Origin of the sequence: Reyranella sp. (assembly GCF_052439685.1) — a bacterium.
Lineage (GTDB): Bacteria > Pseudomonadota > Alphaproteobacteria > Reyranellales > Reyranellaceae > Reyranella.
Map to the genome: position 1 here is coordinate 88,521 of NZ_JBQVQG010000015.1, position 23,791 is coordinate 112,311.

24 protein-coding genes are annotated in these 23,791 nt (G+C 67.0%); 11 read left to right on the plus strand and 13 right to left on the minus strand.

Translation table 11 applies throughout. From position 1 onward, the window contains the following. Positions 1-4: 4 nt before the first annotated feature. Positions 5-1,699, minus strand: a complete 1,695-nt coding sequence (locus ACT6UX_RS19025) for a hypothetical protein (RefSeq protein WP_444776725.1) — start codon at positions 1,697-1,699, stop codon at positions 5-7. A gap of 89 nt (positions 1,700-1,788) precedes the next feature. Between ACT6UX_RS19025 and ACT6UX_RS19030 the strand changes: the two genes are divergently transcribed. Then, the gene (locus ACT6UX_RS19030) at positions 1,789-2,088 is read left to right on the plus strand and encodes a hypothetical protein (protein WP_444776726.1); all 300 of its coding nucleotides are present in this window, start codon (positions 1,789-1,791) and stop codon (positions 2,086-2,088) included. 99 nt (positions 2,089-2,187) lie between these two features. After that, positions 2,188-3,159, plus strand: a complete 972-nt coding sequence (locus tag ACT6UX_RS19035; protein WP_444776727.1) for a Bug family tripartite tricarboxylate transporter substrate binding protein — start codon at positions 2,188-2,190, stop codon at positions 3,157-3,159. On the opposite strand, the gene ACT6UX_RS19040 is transcribed toward ACT6UX_RS19035, so the two are convergent. The 3 genes from ACT6UX_RS19040 to ACT6UX_RS19050 are packed head-to-tail and all read right to left on the minus strand — an operon-like array spanning position 3,146 to position 5,794. Then, positions 3,146-4,495, minus strand: coding sequence for an MmgE/PrpD family protein (locus ACT6UX_RS19040; protein ID WP_444776728.1), 1,350 nt, complete (start codon positions 4,493-4,495; stop codon positions 3,146-3,148). The genes ACT6UX_RS19035 and ACT6UX_RS19040 overlap by 14 nt on opposite strands. 28 nt (positions 4,496-4,523) lie before the next feature. Next, entirely contained in the window at positions 4,524-5,012 is a 489-nt protein-coding gene (locus tag ACT6UX_RS19045) for a hypothetical protein (RefSeq protein WP_444776729.1), read from the minus strand. Positions 5,013-5,029: 17 nt separating this feature from the next. Continuing rightward, a complete protein-coding gene (locus ACT6UX_RS19050) occupies positions 5,030-5,794 on the minus strand; it encodes an SDR family NAD(P)-dependent oxidoreductase (RefSeq protein WP_444776730.1) in 765 nt (254 codons plus the stop codon). An 82-nt stretch (positions 5,795-5,876) separates the two neighbouring features. On the opposite strand from ACT6UX_RS19050, the gene ACT6UX_RS19055 reads away from it, so the two are divergent. After that, positions 5,877-6,677, plus strand: coding sequence for an SDR family NAD(P)-dependent oxidoreductase (locus ACT6UX_RS19055; protein WP_425066510.1), 801 nt, complete (start codon positions 5,877-5,879; stop codon positions 6,675-6,677). A gap of 48 nt (positions 6,678-6,725) precedes the next feature. Here the strand turns inward: ACT6UX_RS19055 and ACT6UX_RS19060 are convergent, their stop codons facing one another. From ACT6UX_RS19060 to ACT6UX_RS19070, 3 genes are read right to left on the minus strand one after another with little or no spacing between them, the layout of a single operon-like run. Then, positions 6,726-7,280 (minus strand): tyrosine phosphatase family protein, encoded by a 555-nt coding sequence (locus ACT6UX_RS19060; protein ID WP_444776731.1) that lies wholly within the window; start codon positions 7,278-7,280, stop codon positions 6,726-6,728. A 9-nt stretch (positions 7,281-7,289) separates the two neighbouring features. Next, positions 7,290-8,027, minus strand: a complete 738-nt coding sequence (locus tag ACT6UX_RS19065; protein ID WP_444776732.1) for a sulfite exporter TauE/SafE family protein — start codon at positions 8,025-8,027, stop codon at positions 7,290-7,292. Next, a complete protein-coding gene (locus ACT6UX_RS19070) occupies positions 8,027-9,061 on the minus strand; it encodes an alpha/beta fold hydrolase (RefSeq protein ID WP_444776733.1) in 1,035 nt (344 codons plus the stop codon). Before ACT6UX_RS19070 ends, ACT6UX_RS19065 begins: the two co-directional genes overlap by 1 nt. A 278-nt stretch (positions 9,062-9,339) precedes the next feature. Between ACT6UX_RS19070 and ACT6UX_RS19075 the strand changes: the two genes are divergently transcribed. Genes ACT6UX_RS19075 through ACT6UX_RS19085 form a run of 3 tightly spaced genes read left to right on the plus strand, consistent with a single transcriptional unit; the run spans position 9,340 to position 13,417 of the window. Continuing rightward, the gene (locus tag ACT6UX_RS19075) at positions 9,340-12,117 is read left to right on the plus strand and encodes a glycosyltransferase (protein ID WP_444776734.1); all 2,778 of its coding nucleotides are present in this window, start codon (positions 9,340-9,342) and stop codon (positions 12,115-12,117) included. Between the two features lie 53 nt (positions 12,118-12,170). Next, positions 12,171-12,791, plus strand: coding sequence for a class I SAM-dependent methyltransferase (locus ACT6UX_RS19080; RefSeq protein WP_444776735.1), 621 nt, complete (start codon positions 12,171-12,173; stop codon positions 12,789-12,791). Next, complete coding sequence (locus ACT6UX_RS19085) at positions 12,788-13,417, plus strand: NUDIX hydrolase (protein ID WP_444776736.1); 630 nt, start codon at positions 12,788-12,790, stop codon at positions 13,415-13,417. The genes ACT6UX_RS19080 and ACT6UX_RS19085 overlap by 4 nt, the downstream gene beginning before the upstream one ends. Here ACT6UX_RS19085 and ACT6UX_RS19090 read toward each other — a convergent pair. Further along, positions 13,414-13,866, minus strand: coding sequence for a MaoC family dehydratase (locus ACT6UX_RS19090; RefSeq protein ID WP_444776737.1), 453 nt, complete (start codon positions 13,864-13,866; stop codon positions 13,414-13,416). The two genes, ACT6UX_RS19085 and ACT6UX_RS19090, sit on opposite strands and share 4 nt — an antisense overlap. Continuing rightward, a complete protein-coding gene (locus tag ACT6UX_RS19095; protein WP_444776738.1) occupies positions 13,863-14,357 on the minus strand; it encodes a GNAT family N-acetyltransferase in 495 nt (164 codons plus the stop codon). Before ACT6UX_RS19095 ends, ACT6UX_RS19090 begins: the two co-directional genes overlap by 4 nt. Positions 14,358-14,418: 61 nt before the next feature. Between ACT6UX_RS19095 and ACT6UX_RS19100 the strand changes: the two genes are divergently transcribed. Continuing rightward, the gene (locus ACT6UX_RS19100) at positions 14,419-15,402 is read left to right on the plus strand and encodes a Bug family tripartite tricarboxylate transporter substrate binding protein (RefSeq protein ID WP_444776739.1); all 984 of its coding nucleotides are present in this window, start codon (positions 14,419-14,421) and stop codon (positions 15,400-15,402) included. Here ACT6UX_RS19100 and ACT6UX_RS19105 read toward each other — a convergent pair. Genes ACT6UX_RS19105 through ACT6UX_RS19115 form a run of 3 tightly spaced genes read right to left on the minus strand, consistent with a single transcriptional unit; the run spans position 15,399 to position 17,451 of the window. Continuing rightward, a complete protein-coding gene (locus ACT6UX_RS19105; protein ID WP_444776740.1) occupies positions 15,399-16,457 on the minus strand; it encodes a YeiH family protein in 1,059 nt (352 codons plus the stop codon). The genes ACT6UX_RS19100 and ACT6UX_RS19105 overlap by 4 nt on opposite strands. Next, positions 16,450-16,671 (minus strand): biotin/lipoyl-binding carrier protein, encoded by a 222-nt coding sequence (locus ACT6UX_RS19110; protein WP_444776741.1) that lies wholly within the window; start codon positions 16,669-16,671, stop codon positions 16,450-16,452. Before ACT6UX_RS19110 ends, ACT6UX_RS19105 begins: the two co-directional genes overlap by 8 nt. A gap of 18 nt (positions 16,672-16,689) precedes the next feature. Further along, a complete protein-coding gene (locus ACT6UX_RS19115; RefSeq protein ID WP_444776742.1) occupies positions 16,690-17,451 on the minus strand; it encodes a hypothetical protein in 762 nt (253 codons plus the stop codon). A gap of 64 nt (positions 17,452-17,515) precedes the next feature. On the opposite strand from ACT6UX_RS19115, the gene ACT6UX_RS19120 reads away from it, so the two are divergent. From ACT6UX_RS19120 to ACT6UX_RS19135, 4 genes are read left to right on the plus strand one after another with little or no spacing between them, the layout of a single operon-like run. Then, on the plus strand, positions 17,516-18,115 hold the full coding sequence (locus tag ACT6UX_RS19120; RefSeq protein ID WP_444776743.1) for a tRNA-uridine aminocarboxypropyltransferase: 600 nt from the start codon (positions 17,516-17,518) through the stop codon (positions 18,113-18,115). A 16-nt stretch (positions 18,116-18,131) separates the two neighbouring features. After that, complete coding sequence (locus tag ACT6UX_RS19125) at positions 18,132-20,288, plus strand: thiamine pyrophosphate-dependent enzyme (protein ID WP_444776744.1); 2,157 nt, start codon at positions 18,132-18,134, stop codon at positions 20,286-20,288. Beyond that, positions 20,281-21,786, plus strand: a complete 1,506-nt coding sequence (locus tag ACT6UX_RS19130; protein ID WP_444776745.1) for an indolepyruvate oxidoreductase subunit beta family protein — start codon at positions 20,281-20,283, stop codon at positions 21,784-21,786. Before ACT6UX_RS19125 ends, ACT6UX_RS19130 begins: the two co-directional genes overlap by 8 nt. Further along, complete coding sequence (locus ACT6UX_RS19135; protein ID WP_444776746.1) at positions 21,783-22,184, plus strand: PaaI family thioesterase; 402 nt, start codon at positions 21,783-21,785, stop codon at positions 22,182-22,184. The genes ACT6UX_RS19130 and ACT6UX_RS19135 overlap by 4 nt, the downstream gene beginning before the upstream one ends. Before the next feature lie 6 nt (positions 22,185-22,190). On the opposite strand, the gene ACT6UX_RS19140 is transcribed toward ACT6UX_RS19135, so the two are convergent. Further along, positions 22,191-23,786, minus strand: a complete 1,596-nt coding sequence (locus ACT6UX_RS19140; RefSeq protein ID WP_444776747.1) for a GMC family oxidoreductase — start codon at positions 23,784-23,786, stop codon at positions 22,191-22,193. Positions 23,787-23,791: the final 5 nt, after the last annotated feature.

Genomic DNA, 23,791 nt, shown 5'->3' on the forward strand with positions numbered 1-23,791 from the left:
CTCGTCAGGGGCCGGCTGTTCGCTGCAGCCGGTAGACCGACCCCGCGACTGGGTCCACAGAGACCGGCGCGGCGATGAAGTCGGTGCGCAGCATGCGTTGCAGCGCACCGAGCCGGGCGGCGTCGGCGACCATGCCGGTTTCGGTCAACAACTGGGCCTCGGGAATGTCCCACAGGCGCACGACCATCACCTCGTAGCCGAGTTCCAGCGCGCGCTCGATCTGCCGCCGCAGGGACTCGACGTGCCGCTCGGTGCTCCAGTCGGGATGGCGCAGGACGTCGCCGGTGAAGCCGATCCACTTGAACCTCGGCGTTGCCTGCGGGGCAGGTCCAAGGCCCGCGACACCGGGCTCGGCCGTGCCCCAGTGCAGCGAGGCATAGACCATCGTCCAGTCGAAATCGTGCAGCAGGAAGACGGTGCGCGCCGGATCGCCCTGCTGGTCCAGGCGCTCGATCACGCCGCGCCATTTGCTGTCGAGACCGCGCAGCGGCGCAATGCTCCAGACATTGTAGGCGAATAGCGCCACCGTGACGGCGGCCATTGCGGCGAGGCCGCGCTTGGCCCAGCGCTGGCGCGCGGCCAGCAGCACCAGCGCCCAGGCCGGGGTTACCCAGGCCATGACGTTGATCTGCATCTGCGGATCCTGCGGCTGGGAATAGAGGTTGAAGATTTCGCCGGCGAGAAAGGTAATGCCGAATACCGCCATCACGGCGCGCGCCGGGTGGTCCTCAGCGCGTTGCAGAACCGAGGACGCAACGGCGGCGATGGCCAAGAGCCAGAAGGTCGTGGCGACGCGCCAGATGTCCCAGCCGGGCAGCCCCTCGAACGTCGTGACGCCGGTTCCCAGCAGGTAGGCCACGATGCCGTCCCACAGATAGCCGACCTTTGCCCAGGTGAAGCCCGCCCACACCGAACGCACTGCCTTGCCGGTCCAGACGAGGTCGAAGGGACCGACGGCCCCCGCGTGACCGTGCCAGGCCACCGCCACGACCGACGCGGTGGCGAGCATGCAGGCGAGGAACAACGCGATCCAGGCGAGGCGGCGCCCGAGGCGCGGCTCGCAGAACCAGAGCGCGGCCAGCATGGCCGGCAGGGTCGGGAACATCAGCCGCCACTCGAACAACCAGCCGATCGAGAACAGCACCGCGACCGTCGCGACCCTCGCCATAGACGGCCGCGCGAACCAGATCGCGCCCAGCGCCATGGCGGCGAACATCACCGTATAGCTCGGCATGATGTCCTCGTTGACGATGGCGAGGAACATCACGTGGCTGGTCGCGAGATGGAACGCACCCGTCAGCAGGCCGATCATCCGGTCGCCCGTCATGGTCCGGGCGAGCAGATAGGCCACGCCGGTACACAGGCTCGCGCTCACGGCATTGAGGATCGTGAGCTGCCGCCGCGGATCGCCGGCGAAGATGCCCAGCAGGTCAAGCAACCGGCAGAGCGCGCCATAGGCGGGATAGAAGAGATAGTTCGAGGGGTAGAGCGGCGCGCTCGCCGGATCCACCACCCACGGCTTCAGCTCGAGGCTCTTGAAGACGCCGTTTCCGGTCAGGCCGCCCTGCGCATTGTCGAACCAGAGGATCAGGGCAATCAGTACGGCACCGCTGCCAACGACGAGCAACGCGAGGTCGACGAGCGTGCCGCCCCGCGAATGGTCAGGCCGCAACGGATCGGAGAGGGCGAGCAAGGTCATCGGGCTGGCCAGTGGCTTGGGCCACGACGCTTGCAGCGGGAGCGCGGCGCGCGCACCATCCGGTCAGGCAACAAGAGCGGGCGAATGGCATGTATCGAGTAACTTCCCAATTCAAGGCGACGATCCTGGCGCGCTTTGCGGCGGCGCTGCATCAGCTCGACGACTGGAACCGCGAGCCCAACTGGAAGGAGGAGGAGTGCCTGTTCCGCGCCCTTGGTTACATGAAGCGCGGCAACTTCAAGCTCGCCGAGGCGGAACTCAAGGAATTGACCGGCATCTTCGCGTCGCCGCCGGACAAGAAGGCCGTTGCGCCGGATGTCGGCCGGGAACGCTACACCAAAGCCCTGATGAAGCGCGGACTGGCCCAGTTGAGAGGGGAAGCGGCCTGACGCCGTGCGAGAGACTCGGGAGTGCCCCATGCCGTTGTTCCAGTAGCCGTTGTCCGCGGTATTCTCAACGATACCGCCAATGAAGTCCCAGGAGGAAAGATGAAGAAGATGACGAGGCGCGCCACCGGCGCGCTGGCGCTGGCGCTGGTCGCGACCCCGGCCTGGGCGCAGGAATTTCCGTCCAAGTCCCTGAAACTCGTGGTGCCCTATGCGCCCGGTGGCGGCGCCGATTCCGTGGCGCGCATCGTCGCCAAGAAAGTCAGCGAGAATATCGGCCAGCCGATCGTGATCGAGAACAAGGGTGGAGCCGGCTCGATCGTCGGCACCGATCTCGTGGCCAAGGCCGAACCCGACGGCTACACGCTGCTGCTCGGCCAGTCCGGCCCGATCTCGATCAATCCCGCCGTCTACAAGACGCTGCCCTACGATCCGGTGAAGGACTTCGCGCCGATCACCATGACAACGGCCTATCCCTACATTCTGGTCGTGAATTCCGAATCGCCGGCCAAGACGCTGCAGGAGTTCGTGGCCTTGGCGAAGAGCAAGCCCGGTGCGCTGAACTACGGCTCGACCGGCGTCGGCGCGGCCAACCATCTCGTCGCCGAGCTGTTCAGCAGCAAGGCCGGCCTCAAGATGACGCACGTGCCCTATCGCGGCACCGCGCTGGCGGTCGGCGACCTCGTCAGCGGCCAGTTGAACGTCGTGTTCGGCGATCCGATCAGCGTCCTGCCCCATATCAAGTCCGGCAAGCTGCGCGCTCTCGCCGTCACCAGCCTCGAGAGGTCGTCGGTGGCGCCACAGGTGCCCACCGTCGCCGAAAGCGGTTATCCCGGCTTCGAGGCGCTGGCTTGGCACGGCATCCTGGCGCCGGCCAAGACGCCACCCGCCGTGGTCAAGAAGCTGAACGCCGAGATCGTGAAGGCGCTGGCTGATCCCGCCACCAAGGAACTGCTGGAGAAGCAGGCCATGCAGGTCGTCGGCAATTCGCCGGAAGCGTTCGCGGCCTTCATCCAGAAGGACATCGCGACCTGGAAGGCGGTCGCGGCGGCCGCCAACGTCACCGTCGAGTAGGCACCGCCAGAACCAGCAGCGAGGAAACATCCTCGCTGCGGTCGAGCGCCCAGACGGCATCGATCAGCGGCTGGATGTCGTGGTCGGGCTCCCAGCGCCTCGCCTCGTCGCGCAGCTTGGCCTCGATCTCGGCATCCTTCAGCGGGTTCGAGGAACTGCCGCGCGCCGCCTGGGTGGAAAGCGCGTGCTTCGCTCCATCGGTGGTCCAGATGTCCATCTCGGCGGAGATCGTCGAGAGGCGCTCCTCGCTCGTGCACTCGAAGCGGGCCCGTAGCGCCTTGATGGCAGGATCGGCGACACAGGCGTCGGTCAGCTGATCGAGGCCGGCCTTGCCGAGAACGAGGGCTGCCGCCACGCAATGCTGCAGGCTGACCTGGGCCTCGCGGCCGGTTGCGATGTCGGCCCGGTTGGTGCGCTGCAGGAGGAGGGGATTGCCGCGCACGGCGATCCGCTCGACCGTCATGTCCGGATGGGCGCGGCGCCAGTCGAGTGCGAGGTCGAGCAGGGGGTGGATCACGAAGCCCGCGGCGTAGGGCTTGATGGAGTTGTGGTTGACCTGCCAGTCCATGCCCAGACCCTCGAGCAGGGCTGTCCAGTTTGGCGGCTCGCCCATGGCCGCAAGGAAGCCCTGCGCGCCGGCGATCGGCTCGGGCGGGCCGGCGAAGCCCTTCTCCGCCAGCAGGGCCGAGAACAGTCCGTTGCGGGCGGCGTTGCCGACGCTCACGCTCTTGGCCGGCCATCCCAGGCATTCGCACAGGCCGCCGGACTGGGTCGCGGCGCTGCCCAGCGCCCACACGGTACGTTCGACATCGAGCCCCAGCAGCTTCGCCGCGCCCGCTGCCGAGCCGAACACGCCGCAGGTCGAGGTGATGTGCCAGCCCTTGGGGTAGTGGCCCGGCGAGATCGCGCCGCCGACCCGGCACTCGATCTCGAAGCCCAGGGCGAAGGCCAGGAGGAGGTCCGGCCCGGTGACCCGGCGGACTTCGGAAAGGGCCAGCAGCGCCGGCGCCAGCGGCGAGGTCGGATGAACGACGGTCGGCAGATGGGTGTCGCAATAGTCGAAGACGTTGGCTCCCGCCGCGTTCAGGAAGGCGGCGGTCAGCGGATCGATGCGCTCGGACCGTCCGACGATGGTGGCCTGCCGGCCGCCCGAGAATTCGCCCAGGGTCCGCAACGCCAGCTCGATCGGCTGGGTGCGGCAACCCGCGATCGCCACGGCAAAGAAATTCAGCAAGGCGCGCTTGGCCTCGTGGCGGGCCTGCTCGGGCAGATCGTCCCACTTGGTGTCGACGATGAAACGAGCGAGTTCCGGGGTAACGCCTTGTCTGGGGAGCATGGTTACTCTTTCGAATGAGGGAACGTGTCTATTCGCGGACCGCGGAGCCTTCGAGCCTGAGCGGCGCATCGGCAGTGGGCTTGATGCCTTCGTCGAGCCGCAGGCAGCCGGCGTTGAGCCCGTCTCCCGGCTTCTTATCGACCGGCGCGATGAACAGGGCGGTGACCTTGATGTCGCCCACGGCGAGGCGGGCCTCGCTCAGCCAGCGCGTGGCGCGGATCGAGGCGCCGCCCTTGTCGAGCGGGACCCAGCCGCAGAGCACCGTGCGCTCGCCCGACGGGTCGATGCGGATGTGGGCCGTGTCGTTGCCCTTGAAGCTGCCGGCGGCGCTGTTCACCCGCCATTCGAAGGGGACGGCGCGGTAGAGCTTCGCATCGTCGGCCGAGACGTCGATGGTGCCGACATAGTCGGCCTTCGCCAGCGACGGATCGCGCAGCCAGCCCTGCGAGGCCGCAATAGCGTAGAGTGCAAACGCCGCGGCCAGCAGGAGCATCGCCCAGCGGGGAATGCCGGTCATGATCGGGCGCGTCCCGGTCAGGCGAGGATCGTGGTCAGGCCGCCATCGACCACCAGCGTGTGGCCGGTGATATAGCTGCCCGCATCGGACGCCAGCAGCAGCAGGGCGCCGCGCAGATCCTCGGGCTTGCCCCAGCGCGCGGCCGCGGTGCGGCGCTCCAGCATGTCGCTGAACTCCTTGTTCTGCTGCAGGGGTACGTTGAGCTCGGTCCGGATGTAGCCGGGTGCGATTGCGTTGGCGGTGACGTGCGGCCCGAACTCGGCCGCCAGGTTCTTGGTGAGGCCGACCAGCCCATGCTTAGCCGACACGTAGCCCGCGACCGAGGCGCGGCCGAGGACCGCCATGACCGAGGAGATGTTGACGATGCGACCATACTTGCGCGCCAGCATGTGACGGCCGACCTCGCGGGCCACGATGAACTGCGACACCAGGTCGGTCTCGATCACCTTGCGGAAATCGGTCGTCGCCGTGTCGACGATGTCCTGGCGGTGCACGATCCCGGCATTGTTCACCAGCACGTCGATGCGGCGATGCTTGGCCACGATGGCCGCGACCTTGGCCACGACATCGGCCTCGTCGGTCACGTCCATCGTGACGACGTGGGCTCGGCCGCCCTTGCGGTCGATGGCGCGGACCGTCGCGTCGAGTTCCTTCACCGTGCGGCCGGCGCAGAGCACGGTGGCGCCGGCCTCCGCCAGGGCCAGCGCCATGTCGCGTCCCAACCCGCGCGACGCGCCAGTCACCAGCGCCACGCGATTCTTCATCGAAAACAGATCCGCCATGATTCCGCCTGAGGTGCGTTTCTTTGCCTTGGGCCCCGATCCTAGCCTATGAAAGGTGCCGCGAGATATCGGGAGAAGTGACATGGCGAAATCGAACAAGGTGGCGATCGTGACGGGCTCGGCGACCGGACTGGGCGCCTCCTGCGCGCTCGACCTGGCGGAGCGCGGCTGGAACGTCGCGATCAACTACACCAAGAGCAAGAAAGAGGCGGACGAGACCTACGAGGCGGTGAAGGCCAAGGGCGTCGAGGCGATCCTCGTGCAGGCCGACATGGGCCAGGACGCCGACTGCCGGAAGCTTGCCGACGAGACGATGAAGCAGTGGGGTCGCATCGACGGCCTCGTCAACAATGCCGGCACGACCAAGTTCCAGAACCAGGGCGACCTAGACGGCGTCACGCCGGAGGATTTCGATCGCATCCTGCGGGTGAACGTCACCGGCCCCTACATGATGAGCCGCGCCGTCTACCCGATGATGAAGAAGCAGTGGGAGACCCAGCAGGACCGCGGTTCGATCGTGAACATCTCCTCGATCGCGGGCGTGATGGGCGTCGGCAGCTCGATCCCCTATGCCTGTTCCAAGGGCGCGCTCAACACCCTGACCCTGACGCTGGCGCGCTGGCTGTCGCCGGCGGTGCGGGTCAACACGGTGTGCCCGGGCTTCATCCAGACGCGCTGGCTGCTGGGCGGCATGGGCGAGGAGAACTACAACAAGATGAAGATGGGCCAGGAGCAGAACACGCCGCTGCGTCAGGCCGGCACGCCCGAGCAGATGGCGGAAGCGGTGATGTTCTTCCTGACCAGCGCCAGCAACATCACCGGCGAGTTCCTGATCGTCGACGCCGGCACGCATCTCGCCAGCCTGCCGATGAAGGCGCGGTAGCACCTCAAAGACAGAATCCGGGCGTGGCTGTAAGCCACGCCCGAATGGTCAGACCGGGATCTCGTGGCCGCGGCCGATGTTGCGGACCACTTCCTTGAGGTGCGGCTTCACCTCGAGGAGAGCCTTTCGATAGGCGACCAGGCCGCGCAGCATGGCGCCGTCGCGCTTCAGCAGCGTGTCGGCGAACTCGATCATGCGGGTGTTGGGCCAGCCGTGCTTGCGCAGGTCCAGCAACTTCAGGAAGGCTTCTTCCTCGGTTCCCGGCGCGAACTGCGTCATCAGGATGGCGGCCGCCGCCGTCGAGCGCGAGATGCCGGCGTGGCAATGGACAAGCACATGGCCATCGGGCCGCGCATGGACGCGCTCGCCGAAGGCCAGCACCTTCTCGATATGGGCCTGCGTGCAGGCCTCGAAGCCGGGATATTCCGCCACGACGTCGTCGAAGCGGATCAGCTCGTGTTCGATGCTCGAATAGGTGTCGAGCGCGGGCGGGCGCGGCTCGTGCGTGTCGATGATCGACAGGACGTGGCTGACGCCGACGGCGCAGTGCTGCGGCAACTCGGGAATGCCGCAGATCGTGACCTTGAAGGGGGGGAGTGACATGGCCCGACCCTACAACAAGCCCCGCGCCATGTGCAGCCCGAGGGCCAGCAGACCGACCAGGAAGACCCGGCGGAACATCTCAGGCGACAGGGCATTGCGCGACTTCTGGCCGAGCCAGACGCCGAGTGAGGTCGGCACGATGGCGGCAATCCCGCCGATGACGTTCGTGGCGTCGAAGGCACCCTGGCGGAACAGCGCGAAGGTGAGCGAACCGATCAGGAAGATGAAGAGGATGCCCAGCGCCTGGACGAGGTCGTCCTTGTCGATGTCCAGCGACTGCATGTAGGGCAGGAACGGCACCGCCGCGATGCCGGTGAAGCCGGCGACGGCGCCGCTGGCGATGCCCATCAGCGGGTTCATCCAGCGTTCCGCCTGGCGCGATACGCGCGGCCGCCAGGCCAGGAGCACGATGGTCGAATAGGCGGCCAGCATCACGCCGAGCCAGGCGGAGGCCTGCGCCGAGCCGAGCTTGTCCAAGGTGGCGGCCACGAGGATCAGCGTGATGGTGGCGGCGAGGGCGAGGGTCCAGAAACGGCGGAACAGGCGCAGCAGGCCGGAGCCGTAGGCCGCCTGCCAGATGTTGGTGACCAGCGTCGGAATGGTCATGATCGCCAGCGCGTCCTCGAGCGGCACGGCCAGGGTCATCAGGCCCACGGCAATCGGTGGCAGGCCGATGCCGACGGCGCCCTTGGCGATGCCGGCGACGATGAAGGCGACGAAGATCACCAGAATCTGGACTTCGGTCATCAGGTCAGCACGCCTTTCACCAGCCGGTCGAACGCCTCCCAGAACAGGGCGCGGATCTCGTCGGTTTCCATCATGATCTCGTGGCGGGCATGGCCGATCGTGAAGTGCTCGCCCTGCTTCAGGCGCGCCACCAGCGGGGCATGGGACCGGGAGTCGATCAGCCGATCCTCGCCGGCGCTGATGACGAGGAGCGGGATATCGATGCGTTCGAGATAGCCGGGTGCCTGGACGGCGGCCATCGAACGGACGGCCTGCCGGGACCAGCCGAGCGTTGGACCGCCCAGTGCGAGACGCGGATCGGCGGTGAACCAGTCCTCGGTGAAACGGTACCGGCGCTCGTCATGGGTGACGAAGTTCGACGCGAATTCCCGGGCCAGAAGGACGAAAGGACCGGTTCCGAACAGGTAGCGTTCCTCGACGGCAGGCACTTCGGGCATGATCATCAGGACCGAGCGGAGCATCGCCTCGCGACGGAGAGCCGTCATCGGTGCCACCAACAGGGCGGCCGAGAAAGGGCCGGTCCCGTTCTCGGCCATCTCGCGCATCATGATGTGGCTGCCCATCGAATGGCAGAGGGCCAGCACGGGGCGGGGCGCATCTGGCGAAACGACCGTTTCCAGAAACAACCGGAGGTCGGCCATGTAGGTCGTGAAGGTGTCGACATGTCCCTTGCCGCGATCCGGCAGCGGCCTGTCCGAAAGCCCTTGGCCGCGCCAGTCGAGAGCCGCCACGGCAAAGCCTCGCTCCAGCAGTTCGCCCACCACCTCGGTGGCGTACTTCTCGATGAACTCGCCGCGCCCGGGCAAGATGACCGCCGTGCCGCGCGGGGCGCCGACGGCATTCCACCACGCATAACGAAGGTTTGCGCCTGCCCGCTCAAGAAAGCCGTAACGATCGGCCGCGCGATAGGTTGCGCGAAGCGAAGGGGGGGCCGCAGCGGGTGCAGCAGCAGAGGCCTGATCGGTCATGGTTTGTGGCGTTTTGACGAAGGATGGGCGACAAGGCCAGCGACAATTGGGCATTTTGGCCTTCATCGCCTTGGGTCTCTTTACCGTACCCGGAGGCGCAGGCTATAGATTGCAACGTCGCCTTACCGACTGCGAAGGGTCGCAGCCGAGGAAATCGGGCGCAAGGAAACCTCGAAGAGGTCCGCCGCACTGCGTGGTAGTCGGCTCGCTGCGAGAGTCGATCCGGGCACGGTCCTTGCGTTGACGGTAGTCGTCCGCAGGCGACATGCGACCGCGATCCCGAAGCGAGCCTCGACCATCGGCGGATTTGCCGGAGCGATCGTCCCTATATGATGCGTCGGGGCTTGGTTCTACTCATCGTCGTCGCGGCCACGCTGGTTGGATGGCGTCTGCTGGACAGTCGTGTGACGGCGGCCGACGTGGAAGGGCCCCTTCATGGCGTCACCTACGCCCCTTGGGCGAAGGACCAGGATCCGCTGGCCGGGAAGGCGACCGGACTTTGGAGCTTCCTGCGCACCGCGGTAAACGACACGCCGTCGCCGCAGATCAAGCCGCGCAAGGAACAGATCGAGCGCGATTTCGCGATGCTCGGTGGCAAGGTCAATTACGTCCGCACCTATCGCACCACCGATGGCGGCGACTCGATGCCGGCCCTGGCCGCCAAGTACGGCCTGAAGCTGGTGCCTGGCGCCTGGATCTACAGTCCGAACGAAGCCAAGCTGCAGTTCGGGCGCGAGGCGAGCGAGGTCAATGCGGAGGAAACCGGCGCGCTGATCCGCATGGCCAACCAGAACCCCAGCATCGAGCGCGTCCTGGTCGGCAATGAGAACATCCTGCGCTTCGACGGCGAGAAGGATCTGCGCGATCCCAACGCCACCAGCCCCGCCCAGCTCATCCGCGAGATCCGCAACGTCAAGCGCAACGTCAAGGTGCCCGTCAGCACTGCCGAGCCGTGGCACATCTGGGAGCGCTATCCCGAGCTCGCACGCGAGGTCGACTATCTTGCCGTCCACATCCTGCCCTACTGGGACGAGCAGTCGAGTTCGACGCCGCTCGAGTATGTGAAGGAAAAGATCGGGCTGCTGCGCAAGCTCTACCCGAACAAGAACATCATCGTCACCGAGGTCGGCTGGCCGTCGAACGGCGCCGCGCGCCGCAGCCCGGGCTCAGGTGTCGTGAAGTATGCGACGCCGGCCGAGCAGGCCAGGAACGTGCGCGACATGGTGGCGTGGCTACGCTCGCAGAACATCGACACGTTCGTCGTCGAGGCCGTCGACCAGCCGTGGAAGTCCTACGACCTGGAAGGCAAGGCGGGTGGCTATTGGGGACTCTGGAACGCTGACCGAGAGGCGAAATTCGCCTGGACCGGCTCGATCGAGACCTTCCCGCAGTGGCTGTCCTGTGCCGCCTGGTCGCTGGCGGCGTCGCTGCCGCTGATGCTGCTCTTCCTGTGGCGGTGGCCGCGTCTCGGCATGGCAGGGCAGGTGGGCTTCTGCGCCCTCGTGGCGCTGTCGGCCAGCGCCGTGGCCTACGGCGCCTCAGTCGCCGCCGGTACCTACATGGTCGCCTCGGAGATGGTCGGGTGGGGCGTGCTCGCCTTCTTCCTGGTGTCCAGCTTGGGCATGGCGCTCGTGCAGGCGCTGGAGATGGCCGAGACGATCTGGCGCGGCCGCTGGACGCGCGAGGCGCTGCCGGCCGCCGAGATGATCGCGCGCCAGCCGGCGGAGCGCGAGTGGCCGAAAGTCTCGCTGCATCTCGCGATCTGCAACGAGCCGCCCTCGATGGTGATGCAGACGCTCGATTCGCTGGCCGGGCTCGACTATCCGGACTTCGAAGTCATCGTGATCGACAACAATACCAAGGATCCGGCGGTTTGGCGCCCGGTGCAGGACTACTGCGCCCAGCTCGGGGAGCGCTTCAAGTTCTTCCATTTCGACGTCATGAAGGGCTTCAAGGCCGGCGCACTCAATTACGTGCTCAGCCAGACAGCGCCCGACGCCAAGGTGATCGGTGTCATTGACAGTGACTATATGGTGCGGCCGGACTGGTTGAAGGCGCTGGTGCCATATTTTGACGATACCAAGATTAGCTATGTGCAGGCACCGCAGGACCACCGCGACTGGCGCGGCGACCGGTTCAAGGAAATGCTGAACTGGGAATATGCGGGCTTCTTCGATATCGGCATGTGCCTGCGCAACGAGTACGACGCCATCATCCAGCATGGCACGATGACCCTGGTCCGCCGCTCCTGCATGGAGGAGATGGGCGGCTGGGCGACCTGGTGCATCACCGAGGACACCGAGCTCGGCCTGCGCCTGATGGAGAAGGGCTACGGCGCCATGTATAGCCGCGAGCGCTTCGGCCACGGCCTGACCCCCGATCATTTCTCCGGCTACAAGAAGCAGCGCTTCCGCTGGGCCTATGGCGCCATGCAGATCATGAAGGCGCATGCCGGCAAGATGTTCTTCGGCGATACAAAGCTGACCTTCTGGCAGAAGTACCATTTCGTCGCCGGTTGGCTGCCCTGGTTCGCCGATGCGCTGAACCTCATCTTCACCTGGGCGGGGCTGGCCTGGGTTCTGGCGGTCGTCCTGCCGCCGCTGTTCGGCATGAAGCCGGTCGGCCTGCCGCCAGCCGAGTTCATCGCACCGACCATCGGCATCTTCGTCTTCAAGCTTCTCTATTCGTTCGGTCTGTACTTCGACCGCGTGCGCTGCACCTTCCGCCAGAGCGTCGGCGCCTCGCTGGCGGGCCTGGCGCTCACCTACACGGTGGGACGGGCGGTGATCTATGGCCTGGCGACCAGCCGCCTGCCGTTCATGCGCACGCCCAAGATGGACGAGCGCGCGACTCTCGGCATGGCGCTGGGCATGGCGCGCGGCGAGGCGATCCTGGCCGCGCTCCTGTGGATCGCGGCGGCGGTTCTGTGGTTCGGCAACGGCGTCGTCGACCCGGAGGCCCGCCTGTGGTCTCTGTTCATGATCGTGCAGTCGCTGCCCTACGTGGCTGCCGTATACGTCTCCATGGTCAACGCGGTGGAGCAGATGCGGCACGCCGAGCCCGTGTTCGAGGCACCGGCACCGGCTCCTGTGGCGGACCCGACCCTCCAACCCGCGCAATAGGGAGCGGCTGCTTTTCCCTGTCGACTTGGAAAGGCGTCTGTTAGCGTTCCGCCATGCCCCCGATCGAGACTCGTGACAACCTCGGCTCTCGCGCCGGCACTGCCCTGTTCCTGAAACGCTGGCTACGCCGGCCGTTTGCAGTGGGTGCGGTCGTGCCGAGCGGTCGGCTGCTGGCCGAAGCCATGGCGCGGACGACTTTCGCCGAGATGAAGGGCCGCGACGGCCACGTGATCGAGTTGGGCGCAGGCACCGGCGAGGTCACCAAGGCGCTGCTGGCGGCGGGTATCCCTGCCGAACGGCTTGCCCTGGTCGAGCGCGATCCCGAACTCGCATCCTTCCTGCGTCGCCATTTCAACGGGCCCCGGATCGTCGAGGGCGATGCCGCCCGGCTGCCGAAGATCCTGTCTGAACAGGGGATCGGTTCGGTATCTGCCGTCGTGTCGAGCCTGCCGCTTCTGTCGCTCCCTGCAGACGTGGTGCGCGGTATCGTGGAGGGCGTGTTCGACGCCCTGCCGCGCGGCGGCGCCCTGGTGCAGTTTACCTACGGCCCGGCACAGCCGGTGCCGCGTAGCCTGTCGCAGGCGCTGCGGCTCGTCGGCACGCGCGGATCGCGCATATGGCGCAACATGCCGCCCGCCGTGGTCTGGACGTTCCGGAGACCCTCCGGCCCGTGAGCCCGATTCCCTTCGATCAGGCCTTGCGCGCGAAGGTCACGGAGCATCTGGAGCGCTTCGACCTGCGACGTCGCGTCGATGCCGGCGGCCTGAAGCGCGCGGCCGTCGCCATCGTCATCGCTGAAGCCGACGAACCCGGCGAGGCGGCGTTCCTGCTGACGAGGCGTACGCCGAAGCTTCGGGCCCACGGCGGCCAGTGGGCCCTGCCGGGCGGCCGGGTCGATCCCGGCGAGACGATCGAGCAGACCGCCTTGCGCGAGCTGCACGAGGAGCTGGGCGTGCTGGCCTCCACCGACGACATACTGGGGACGCTCGACGATTATCCGACCCGGTCGGGCTACCTGATCGCGCCGGTGGTGGTATGGGCGTCCGGCGTTACGCTGACGCCCAATCCTTCGGAAGTGGCGGGCGCCTACCGGATTGGCTGCGGGGAGTTGTTCCGCGAGGGCTCGCCCGAGATCGTGGCGATCGAGGAGTCAGACCGCCCGATCATCCGCCTGCCTCTGCCCGTGGCGACGGTAAATGCTCCGACGGCGGCGCTGCTGTTCCAGTTCCGGGAAGTGGCGCTGGCGGGCCGCGATACGCGGGTCGACCACTACGAGCAGCCGGTCTTCGCCTGGCGTTAGGGGCCCGGGCGGCGCTTCAGGAAGACCGTTGTCTCCTGTTCCATGACCTGCTCGCCGCGCTGGTTGATCGTGACCTGGCGCAGCTTGGCAATCCCGCGATCCGGTCTCGAGGCCGAAGGCCGGAGCTGGACGATGTCTGATACGACCCGCAACGTGTCGCCTGGACGGACGGGCCGGGGAAACTGAACCTCGCCGATGCCGGGAGAGCCCAGGCTGCAGGCACGGAAGACGCCGAGATCGAGCCATAGGCGCAGCGTTGCCGCCATCGTGTGGAGACCGGATGCGATCAGGCCGCCAAACGTCCACTTCGATGCGAACTCGGGGTCGGTATGAAAGGGCTGCGGATCCCACTGTCGGGCGAAGTCGATGATGGCAGCCTCGGTGATCGTCATGCCGCCGCTCATGAAGCGGTCGCCGACCTTGAAATCCTCGAAGAAGCGATCGGTCAAAGGACCAGCTCCATGTAAACGGTGCCGGGCACCGGACTGGCGTAATAGGGCGCGATCTCGGTGAAGCCCATCGTCCGATAGAGCCTGATCGCCGGCTCCATTTGAGGGCCGATTGTGTCCAGCCTGAGACGTCGGTGACCGCAGGCGCGTGCTGCCTCGACGATGAGAACCGCGAGCTCGCGACCGATCGAGTTTCCGGCTTCGGTGCGCTCCCGGCGGAAGCCTGGTCTGACATACAGCCGCTTCATCTCGCCGATGCCCGGCTCCAGCTGGCGCAGCGCCACAGTTCCGGCCGGGTCACCGTCGACCCGAGCCAGAAGGAGGGCGCCGCCAGGCGGGCCATACTTTGCCCGCAGGTCTGCAAGTTCTGCTTCGAAACCCTGATAGTCGAGGGAGAACGCCAGCGACCGCGAATATTCGCGGACCAGTTCGGCGATGGCGTCGAAATCTTCCGTATCGCGGGGCGGAGCGATGTGAATCCTGCCTGTCATGCGGTCATTTTCGGGGGCCTGTGCTACCCTGTCACTCGAAACGAAGTGGGAGGCTCCAGAGATGAATCCGACGCGTCGCCATGTCATGGCGTTCGCAGGAGCGGCGGGCGCAGCGCTTGCCGCTCCGGCCATCGCGCAATCCGCATGGCCCAATAAGCCCGTGCGCTTCGTCGTGCCGTTTCCGCCGGGGCAGGCCGCGGACATATTCGCGCGCCTGATGGCGGAAAAGCTGTCGGAAAAGTGGAAGCAGCAGGTCATCGTCGAGAACAAGGCGGGAGGCAGTGGCATCCCGGCCACCGAGTACGGCAAGATGGCGGCGCCCGACGGCTATACGCTGATGGTCGTGTCGAGCGGGACTTTCGGCGTCAATCCCAGCCTCTATCCGGACCTGCCCTACAAGCCGCTGACCGACTTCCTGCCGATCTCGAACATCTTCCTCGTGCCGCTGGTGATCGTGGCGCATCCCAGCCTGCCGGTGAACACACTGCCCGAGCTGATCGAGCTCGCCAAGAAGGAGCCAGGGCAGCTGTCCTACGCTTCGGCAGGCCCCGGTACCTCGCAGCATCTCGCCATGGAGCTGTTCAAGCTCAAGGCCGGGGTCGACATCGTGCATATTCCCTACAAGGGCAGCGGACCGGCGATGGCCGACCTGCTCGGCGGGCATGTGAAGCTGATGATGGACAGCACTGCGTCGGCGCTCAATGCCATCAAGGACGGACGCATCAAGGCGATCGCCGTGACGACGTCGCGCCCCGCGCCGCCGCCGCTCGACAAGATCCCGCTGATTGCGGCCACCATCCCGGGCTTCAATGCCGCCGGCTGGTCGGGCCTCGCTGCGCCGGCGCGGACGCCGCTCGAGATCGTGGCGAAGGTCAGCCGGGACATGCAGACGCTCCTGAACGACGACGCGGTGATCAAGCAGATCGAGCAGCGCGCGGCCCTGCCGGCGCCAGGCACGCCCATCCAGTTCGCCGAGTTCATCAAGAATGAAATCGACACCTGGGGCGCGGTCGTGAAGGCGACCGGCACCAAGCCCGGGACTTAAAGTCCCGCGGCACTCAGGCCGTAGATCAGGCCGACGACCAGCAGGCCGACGAAGATCGTCTCGGTGATCAGCAGCATCACCGGAGCCATGCCGATGCGAACGAGCGCCAGCAGCGACGTCTTCATGCCCAGCGCCGCAATTGCGGTGATGATCAGGAAGGCGGAGACTTGCCCGACCGCGTCGCGCACGGCGGCGGGAATGACGCCCAGCGAGTTCAGCGCGGCGAGCGCCAGGAAGCCGAACAGGAAGACCGGCGGGGTGGGGCGGGCCGAGGTCTGTGGGCCGCCGCTCTTGGCGACCCACCAGGCGATACCGGCGATGGCCGGCAGCAGGGCCGCCACCCGCAACAGCTTGGTGATGATCGCGTCGCTCAGCACCTGCGGGCCCATGGTCTGGCCGGCGCCCGCGACTTGTGCCACGTCGTGGATCGCGCCGCCCAGGAACACACCCATCTCGAACAGCGAGAAGCCCAGCACCTCGCGCAGCGTCGGGTAGATCACCATCACCACCGTGCTGAGGAAGTTGACGCCCATCACGGTGAAAGCGAGGTCTCGGTCCGAGTTCTCGTGCTTGGGCAGCACGGCCGACGCCGCCATCGCCGCGGCCGCGCCGCAGACTCCGGTGGCGCAACCGGTGAGCAGACCGAAATTCTGGCCGAGGCCGAACAGGCGCGCCGCCCAGGCGCCGAACACGATGGTGCAGCCGACCGCCGCGACGGCCACGACGATCGGTAGCGCGCCACCCTCGACGAGATTGCCGAGGGTCAGGCGTGCGCCCAGCAGGGCGACGCCGATGCGGAGCAGGGTGCGGCCGGCGAATTCGAGGCCGGGCTTCAGTGCGGGCCTGGCCGACAGCGGCTGCAATGCCATACCGATGATCAAGGTGAGGATCAGCGGCGGGACCCACACGGCGCCGAAGCGCAGCAGGCTCCTGGTGTCGGCATAGTAAGCGACGGCCGCGATGGCCGCGCACAGGGCGATGCCCGGTGCAGAGCGGCGGAGATTGTCGGGAGCCCAGAGCTTGGCGAGGTCGGTGGCGACGGCGCTGTTACGCATCGAGGACGGCCACGAGCTGGCCTTCGCCGATTGCCTCGCCTTCGCTGACCTTGAGTTCCTTGATGACGCCCGCCTTGGGCGACAGGACGGGAATTTCCATCTTCATCGATTCGAGGATCATAATCTCGCCCTCGGCCTCGATCCGATCCCCCGCCTTGACCTGGATCTTCCAGACATTGCCGGCGATTTCCGACTTCACATTGACGACGGCCATGCCCCAAGCGTCTCCCGTTCAGCTTTGTCCTGACTTTTCGGCCAGCGTGCGCGCGAGTGCAAGCGCAGAGCCTCCCACCCGCGCGCCGAGCCGGTATGCGGCCGTGTTGGCGTCCGAAATCGTTCCGTCCTGCAATGTGGAGCGGCCGTCGCCGATGCGGGCCGAGTGCGCAGCGACTGCGATGGCGGCGATGCCCTCCTTGTCCAGTTCGGGCAGCGCCAGCACCCCGCCGCGGTCGGCCCCGAAGCCCGCATCGTTGAACATCAGGAGCAACGGCCGGAAGGGCGCCGTCGCCCTGTAGGAGTTGAGTGCGCCGTGACTGCCCGTCGCGACGATGCGACCGCGATCCTCCGGCAGCAACAGCGTCGCCGAGTCGGCGCAGACCGCGCCTTCGACCTCATGGCGGCTTTCTCCCTTGGCGGGCGGCATCGTGTGCGGCCACGGCGCCTGCTTCAGCAGTTCGGCCGCCTCGCGGGCCGACATACCCGGCGCCACCCCGCACGCCGCGGCGAGCCCGTTCGCGCGGCTGATGATCCCACGGGCCTGCAGGTCCAAGCCGTCGCCAATGCGGGCGCTGTCCGTGGCCACGGCGGCCATCGCCATGCCCAGCCCGTCGGCATAGGCGAGGCCGCTGACGCCGGCTTCGTCCTTGCCGATGCCCGCATCATGGTGGATCGCGGCACGGCAGCCGAACCTTGCGGACATGTAGGCGGCATACACGGCAGCATGGCTGGCACCGATCACGACCGCGCCATCGGCTTCCGGCGGCAGCTTGGTCACGCTATCGAATACGAGAGTGGTAACGGGCATCGCGCGACCCTAGCCGGGAGGCTATACCTCGGCCATGTCGGAGACGGTGGACAACAAGGTTTCGATCCTGGTGCTGCAGCACCCGCAGGAGCAGGACCGCGTGCTGGGCACGGCCGGCCTGCTGGCCGGGGCGCTTGCCAACGCCAAAGTCGTCGTCGGCCTGTCGTGGCGAAATCTCGCCCATGCGCTGGGCGAGCCGGCCGAGCCGCGCGACTGGGGTGTGCTCTATCTCGGCTCGACGCAGACCACAGGCCAAACGACACCGCTGGTCGCGATCGATGGCAAGGGCCAGCCGCTGCCTGACCAGAAAGCCGCGCGCGCCAGTCTCAAGGGGCTGATCGCGCTCGACGGCAACTGGGCGCAGGCCAAGGCGCTGTGGTGGCGCAACGCCTGGCTGACAAAGTTGCGCCGCTTCGTCGTGGTGCCCGATGCGCCGTCGCTCTACGGCGACCTGCGCCGCGAGGCGCGGCCCGATGCCGTGTCGACGCTGGAGGCCGTGGCGCTCGCGCTGCAGGTCCTCGAAGGTGATGCTGCAGTACGGGAGAAACTCCTCGTGCCGTTTCGCGCCCTGCTGGCAAAGGCGCGGCGCGAGGGCGTGCGGGATTCCAAACGGGATCGTCGCGTCCGGCGTTAGCCCCTATACTTCCGCCATGCTCGACCAGCCGGCAGCCCGACTTCCCGTTTCCCAGCGGACCAATCCCGAGCGTTCCTTCACCGAGGAAGTCCGTGCGCTGCGCTTGGGCGACGGCGAAATCTTCCGCGGCGAAGGCATTCTCGCGGTCACCAAGGCGATCCTGCAATCCGGCGTCGCCTATGTCGGCGGCTATCAGGGCGCGCCGGTCTCGCATCTGGTCGACGTGCTGGTCGAATCGCAGGACCTGCTGGACGAGCTCGGCGTCCATCTCGAGACCTGCACGAACGAATCGTCCGCCGCGGCGCTGCTCGGTGCCTCGATCAACTACCCGATGCGCGGCTGCGTCACCTGGAAGTCGATCGTCGGCACCAACGTGGCAGCCGATGCGCTCTCCAACCTTGCCTCGCCCGGCGTCATCGGCGGCGCGCTGATCGTGGTCGGCGAGGATTACGGCGAGGGCGCCTCCGTCATCCAGGAACGCACCCAGGCTTATGCGTTGAAATCCTCGCTCTGGCTGATGGACCCGCGGCCGTCGCTGCCGACCATCGTGCGCTGCACCGAGAAGGCGTTCGAACTTTCCGAGGCGACCAACACGCCGGTGATGATGGAATTGCGCATCCGCGCCTGCCACGTCACCGGTGAGTTCGTGGCCAGGGACAACGTGCCGCCTGCCATCTCGCGCAACCATCGGCTCGCCGAGCCCGCGGCGCACAACTATGACCGCATCTCCCATCCGCCATCGACCTATGCGCACGAAAAGATCAAGGTCGAGGTCCGTCAGCCCGCGGCCGAGCGCTTCATCGTCGAGCACGGGCTGAACGAACACCTCCCGGGCGAGCGCTCCGACCTAGGCATCATCGTGCAGGGCGGTATCACCAACGTGCTGGTGCGTGGCCTCGACCGGCTCGAGGTCGAGGGCAAGATTCCGACCCTGGTGTTGAACGTCACGCATCCGCTCGCATCCGACCAGATCGCCGATTTCTGCCGGGGCAAGCGCGCCGTGCTGGTGGTCGAGGAGGGGGCGCCGGATTACATCGAGCAGGCGATCCATGTCCTGCTGCGCAAACGCGACATCGACACGAAGGTCTACGGCAAGGACGTGCTGCCGATGGCCGGCGAGTACACGGCGGAGGTGGTGACCGAGGGCCTGCTGAAATTCTTCGCTCAGTCGGCCAACGACATCGACTTGAGCAAACCGCGCGAGCGCTTCGAGGCGGCACGTGCGGGGCGCGCCGAGGCGCAACGCCTGCTGGGCGGGCCGTTGCCGCTGCGTCCGCCCGGATTCTGCACCGGCTGTCCCGAAAGGCCGGTCTTTTCGGCGATCAAGCTGCTGGAGCGCGAGGTCGGCAAAGTCCACATATCGAGCGACATCGGCTGCCACTCGTTCGCGACCTTGGCGCCGTTCAATCTCGGCAATTCGATCCTGGGTTTTGGCATGTCGCTGGCCGCCGCCGGCGCGGTCGCCCCGGTGATGCAGAAGCGCACGATCTCGGTGATGGGCGACGGCGGCTTCTGGCACAACGGACTGCTGAGCGGCGTCGCCTCGTCGATGTTCAATCGCGGCGACCGCGTGCTGGTCATCATGCAGAACGGCTACACCTCGGCGACCGGGGCGCAGTTCATTCCCAACACATCGGGCAACCGCCGCGACGGCGAGACGACGTCGGACATCGCCGCCACCCTGAAGGCGATGGGAGTCGGCTGGCTGCGCACCATCCGTACCTACAATGTCGGCACGATGCTCAAGACCCTGCGCGAGGCGATGAGCACGGACGACAAGGGGCTGAAGGTCATCGTTGCCGATGGCGAGTGCCAGCTTGCCCGTCAGCGTCGCATCCGCCCGCAGATCGCCGCCCAGCTCAAGCGCGGCGAGCGCGTGGTGCGCACGCGCTACGGTGTCGACGACGAGGTCTGCACCGGCGACCATTCCTGCATCCGGCTCTCGGGCTGCCCGTCGCTGGTGGTGAAGCCCAGTCCGGACCCGCTGCGCAGCGATCCGGTGGCGAGCGTCAACAATGGCTGCGTCGGCTGTGGCCTGTGCGGCGAAGTGGCGGACGCCGCCGTGCTCTGCCCGTCCTTCTACAGGGCGGACATCGTCCAGAACGCGACCTGGTGGGATCGCCTGAAGTGGAAGGTTCGCTCGAAGGTGATCGGAGCCATGGCAAGTGCCTAAGCCCGTCACGATCCTGATTGGCGCGCTGGGCGGCGACGGCGGCGGCGTGCTGTGCGACTGGATCGTGTCAGCGGCGCAGAGCCGCGGGCTTGGCGTTCAGGCGACGCAGATCCCGGGCGTCGCGCAGCGCACCGGCGCCACGACCTACTATGTCGAGTTGATGCCGCCAGGTGCCGCACCGTCGTCCGTGCTGGCGCTCAATCCGGCGATCGGCGAGGTCGACGTCGCACTTGCGACCGAGCTGCTGGAAGCCGGCCGCATGATCTTCAACGGCTTCGTGACGCCCGACCGCACGACCCTGATCGCCTCGACGCATCGCGTGCTGGCGATCGGCGAGCGCATGGCCATGGGCGACGGCAGCTTTGACGTCGGGCGGCTGCTGCGCGCGGTGAAAGAGCGCAGCCGCGAGCAGATCCTGTTCGACATGGACCAGGCCGCCGAGGAATCCGGCGGCGTGATCAACGCGGTGCTGCTGGGCGCGCTGGCTGGTTCGGGCAAGCTGCCGATTCCCGACAGCGCTTTCGAGGCGGCGATCCGCCATGCCGGCAAATCTGTCGACACCAACCTCGCGGCCTTCGCCTTCGGGCGCGGCCATGCGCGCGGCGAGCTGGAGCAGGCGGTGCGCGAGCATCGCAAGCGTCAGACGGTGGCGCAGGGCGTCGAGGATCTGATCGAGCGGGCGCGACGCACCTATCCGGCGTCCAGTCTCGATGTGGTGGAGGAGGGGATCCGCCGCCTCACCGCCTATCAGGACCGACACTACGCGACGCTCTACCTTGACCGGCTCGACCCGATGCACGCGCTGGGCGCCGCCGATCTGTTGCGCGAGGTCGCGCGTCATCTCGCTGTGCGCATGTCTTTCGAGGACGTGATCCGGGTTGCTCAGGCCAAGACCTCGGCCGAGCGACTGACCCGCGTGCGCGTCGAGGTTCGGGCGAAGGATCACGAGCCGCTGCAGATAACCGAGCATTTCAAGCCGGGGATCGAGGAGATCGCGGCCCTCCTGCCGCCGTCGCTGGCGCGCCGTGTCATGGATTGGGGACAGCGCACCGGCCGCCTCGGCAAGACCTACTTTTCGATGCACGTGCGCACGACGACCATCCTCGGATTTGCACGGCTGCGGCTCGTCGCGGGGCTGCGCTGGTGGCGGCCACGCACGTCTCGCTATGTCGAGGAGCAGGCAGAGATCGAGCGCTGGCTGGGACAGATCCGCACCGCCTCGCCGTTGGGCGTCGATCTCGCGCGTGAGATCGCCGAATCGGCGCGTCTCATCAAGGGCTATGGCGACACCTATAAACGCGGTCTCGGCAACTACCGCCGCATCGCCGACGAGGTGATCGCGCCAGCCCTGGCTGGACGGCTTTCCCCGCGCGCGGCGGCCGACGCGGTTGCCAATGCCCGCGTCGCAGCACTGGCCGATCCCGAGGGCGAATCGCTGGCGAAGACGCTGGCCGCCATCGCGGCTGCGACGCCACGGATGCGGCAGGCCGCGGAATGATCGACGTCTCGGCACTGGCGCGGCGGGATGCCTTCACCCGCACCCTCGGCATCGAATTCGTCGAGGCCTCGCTCGGCCGCGCCGTGACCCGGGTCGCGCTCGAGGAGCGCCATCTCAATTTCAACGGCGTCGGCCATGGCGGCCTGACCTTCACGCTGGCCGACGCCGCGTTTGGCTATGCGTGCAACTCGCAGGGCGTCGTCTCGGGCAGCATCGATGCGCACATCGTCTACAGCGTGGCGGTGCGGCTGGGCGACGTGCTGACCGCCACGGCGGTCGAGATCTCGCGCTCCAGCAAGGCCTCGAACTACCGCATCGACGTCGTGCGCGGCGACGGCAAGCTGGTCGCCGCGATGACCGGCACCGCCCTCATCAGCGGCAAGCCGGTCGTGGTTTAAGTCGGCTCAGGCCGCGCCCTTCAGGATATCCGCCATCTTCTCGCCGACCATGATCGACGGGGCGTTGGTGTTGCCCGAGGGCATGGTCGGGAAGATCGAGGCGTCGGCGACGCGCAGGCCCTGGATGCCGTGCACCCGCAGCTTGTCGTCGACCACCGTGTTCGGGCCTTCGGGGCCCATGCGGCAGGTACCGATCGGATGATAGGCGGTCTGCGAGTTGTTGCGGATCCAGGTCAGGATTTCCTCGTCGGACTTCACCGACGGGCCGGGCGAGAACTCCTCGTCGCGGTAGGGATCCATGGGCTTCGCATCGACGATCTTGCGCATCATGCGGAAGCCCGCAGTCATCGCATCCTGATCGATCCTGTCGGCGAGGAAGTTGAAGCGGATCGCCGGATGGGCCTTGGGATCGGCCGAGCGGATGTGGATCGAGCCGAGGCTCTCGGGACGGAGCTGGTAGCAGGCGATCGTCATTGACGGGAAGTCCTGCAGCTTGCGGGTCTTCGGGTCCTTGATCGAATAGGGCACGAGATGCATCTGCACGTCGGGCGTCTCGAGCTCCGGCCGCGTCTTCAGGAAGCCCAGCAGCGGCGCCGAGGGCAGGCTCATGAAGCCGCCGCCGGTGGCGAGGTATTTCATCATCTGCGTCACGGCGCCGATGCCGCGCGCCATGTGGTTGTAGGAGACGCTGGCCACTTTCAGGCGCCAGATGATGCGGGCGTTGATATGGTCGCGGAAGTTCTCGCCGACCGCCTTCAACTCGTGCTTCACCTCGATTCCGTGCTTCTTCAGGAGCTCGGGCTGGCCGATGCCGGAGAGTTCGAGGATCTGCGGGCTGGCGACGCCGCCGGCCGAGAGGATCGTCTCCTTCGCCTTGGCCTGTACCGTCTTGCCATCCTTTTCGTACTCGACGCCGACGCAGCGCTTGCCTTCGAGCAGGACGCGCAGCGTGTGGGCGTTCGTGACGACGTGCAGGTTGGGCCGCTTCATCGCTGGTTCGATGTAGCAGTGCGCCACGCTCATGCGCCGGCCCTTGTAGATCGAGGTCTGCGTCTTCACGACGCCTTCCTGGTCCTCGCTGTTGTAGTCCGGGTTGGTCTTGAAGCCGGCAGCCTTCGACGCCTCGAACAGCGCGTCGTAGAGCGGGTTCTGGTCGGGGACGGTCGAGACCTTGAGCGGCCCGTCGGTGCCGCGGCCGTTCGAGCCGTCGCCGTCGACGAAGTTCTCCATGCGGGTGAAGAGCGGCGCCACGTCGCGCCAGCTCCAGCCGCGGCAGCCCATCTGTGCCCAGGTGTCGAAATCGAGCGGCTGCCCGCGCACCCAGACCAGCCCGTTGATCGAGCTCGACCCGCCCAGGACCTTGCCCCGCGGCACCGGGATTACCCGGTTGGCGGTGCCGGGTTCGGGCTCGGACTGGTAGAGCCAGTTCGCGGCCGGGTTGTCGATCAGCAGGCCGAAGGACAGCGGCATGCGGGAGTAGGGATGGCTGGCCGCGCCGGCCTCCAGTAGGAGCACCTTGTTGGTCGGTACTTCCGTGAGCCGCGCCGCCAAGGCGCCGCCCGCCGAACCCGCGCCAACGATGATGTAGTCGTACTCGGCCATTTCCC

Coding starts and splice junctions, on each gene's coding strand:
- ACT6UX_RS19100 (WP_444776739.1), top strand. CDS start 14,419: ATGAATCCGACGCGTCGCCATGTCATGGCGTTCGCAGGAGCGGCGGGC.
- ACT6UX_RS19105 (WP_444776740.1), bottom strand. CDS start 16,457: ATGCGTAACAGCGCCGTCGCCACCGACCTCGCCAAGCTCTGGGCTCCC.
- ACT6UX_RS19120 (WP_444776743.1), top strand. CDS start 17,516: ATGTCGGAGACGGTGGACAACAAGGTTTCGATCCTGGTGCTGCAGCAC.
- ACT6UX_RS19135 (WP_444776746.1), top strand. CDS start 21,783: ATGATCGACGTCTCGGCACTGGCGCGGCGGGATGCCTTCACCCGCACC.
- ACT6UX_RS19040 (WP_444776728.1), bottom strand. CDS start 4,495: ATGCTCCCCAGACAAGGCGTTACCCCGGAACTCGCTCGTTTCATCGTC.
- ACT6UX_RS19055 (WP_425066510.1), top strand. CDS start 5,877: ATGGCGAAATCGAACAAGGTGGCGATCGTGACGGGCTCGGCGACCGGA.
- ACT6UX_RS19045 (WP_444776729.1), bottom strand. CDS start 5,012: ATGACCGGCATTCCCCGCTGGGCGATGCTCCTGCTGGCCGCGGCGTTT.
- ACT6UX_RS19070 (WP_444776733.1), bottom strand. CDS start 9,061: ATGAAGGCCAAAATGCCCAATTGTCGCTGGCCTTGTCGCCCATCCTTC.
- ACT6UX_RS19050 (WP_444776730.1), bottom strand. CDS start 5,794: ATGGCGGATCTGTTTTCGATGAAGAATCGCGTGGCGCTGGTGACTGGC.
- ACT6UX_RS19035 (WP_444776727.1), top strand. CDS start 2,188: ATGAAGAAGATGACGAGGCGCGCCACCGGCGCGCTGGCGCTGGCGCTG.
- ACT6UX_RS19065 (WP_444776732.1), bottom strand. CDS start 8,027: ATGACCGAAGTCCAGATTCTGGTGATCTTCGTCGCCTTCATCGTCGCC.
- ACT6UX_RS19140 (WP_444776747.1), bottom strand. CDS start 23,786: ATGGCCGAGTACGACTACATCATCGTTGGCGCGGGTTCGGCGGGCGGC.
- ACT6UX_RS19110 (WP_444776741.1), bottom strand. CDS start 16,671: ATGGCCGTCGTCAATGTGAAGTCGGAAATCGCCGGCAATGTCTGGAAG.
- ACT6UX_RS19060 (WP_444776731.1), bottom strand. CDS start 7,280: ATGTCACTCCCCCCCTTCAAGGTCACGATCTGCGGCATTCCCGAGTTG.
- ACT6UX_RS19030 (WP_444776726.1), top strand. CDS start 1,789: ATGTATCGAGTAACTTCCCAATTCAAGGCGACGATCCTGGCGCGCTTT.
- ACT6UX_RS19080 (WP_444776735.1), top strand. CDS start 12,171: ATGCCCCCGATCGAGACTCGTGACAACCTCGGCTCTCGCGCCGGCACT.
- ACT6UX_RS19125 (WP_444776744.1), top strand. CDS start 18,132: ATGCTCGACCAGCCGGCAGCCCGACTTCCCGTTTCCCAGCGGACCAAT.
- ACT6UX_RS19095 (WP_444776738.1), bottom strand. CDS start 14,357: ATGACAGGCAGGATTCACATCGCTCCGCCCCGCGATACGGAAGATTTC.
- ACT6UX_RS19025 (WP_444776725.1), bottom strand. CDS start 1,699: ATGACCTTGCTCGCCCTCTCCGATCCGTTGCGGCCTGACCATTCGCGG.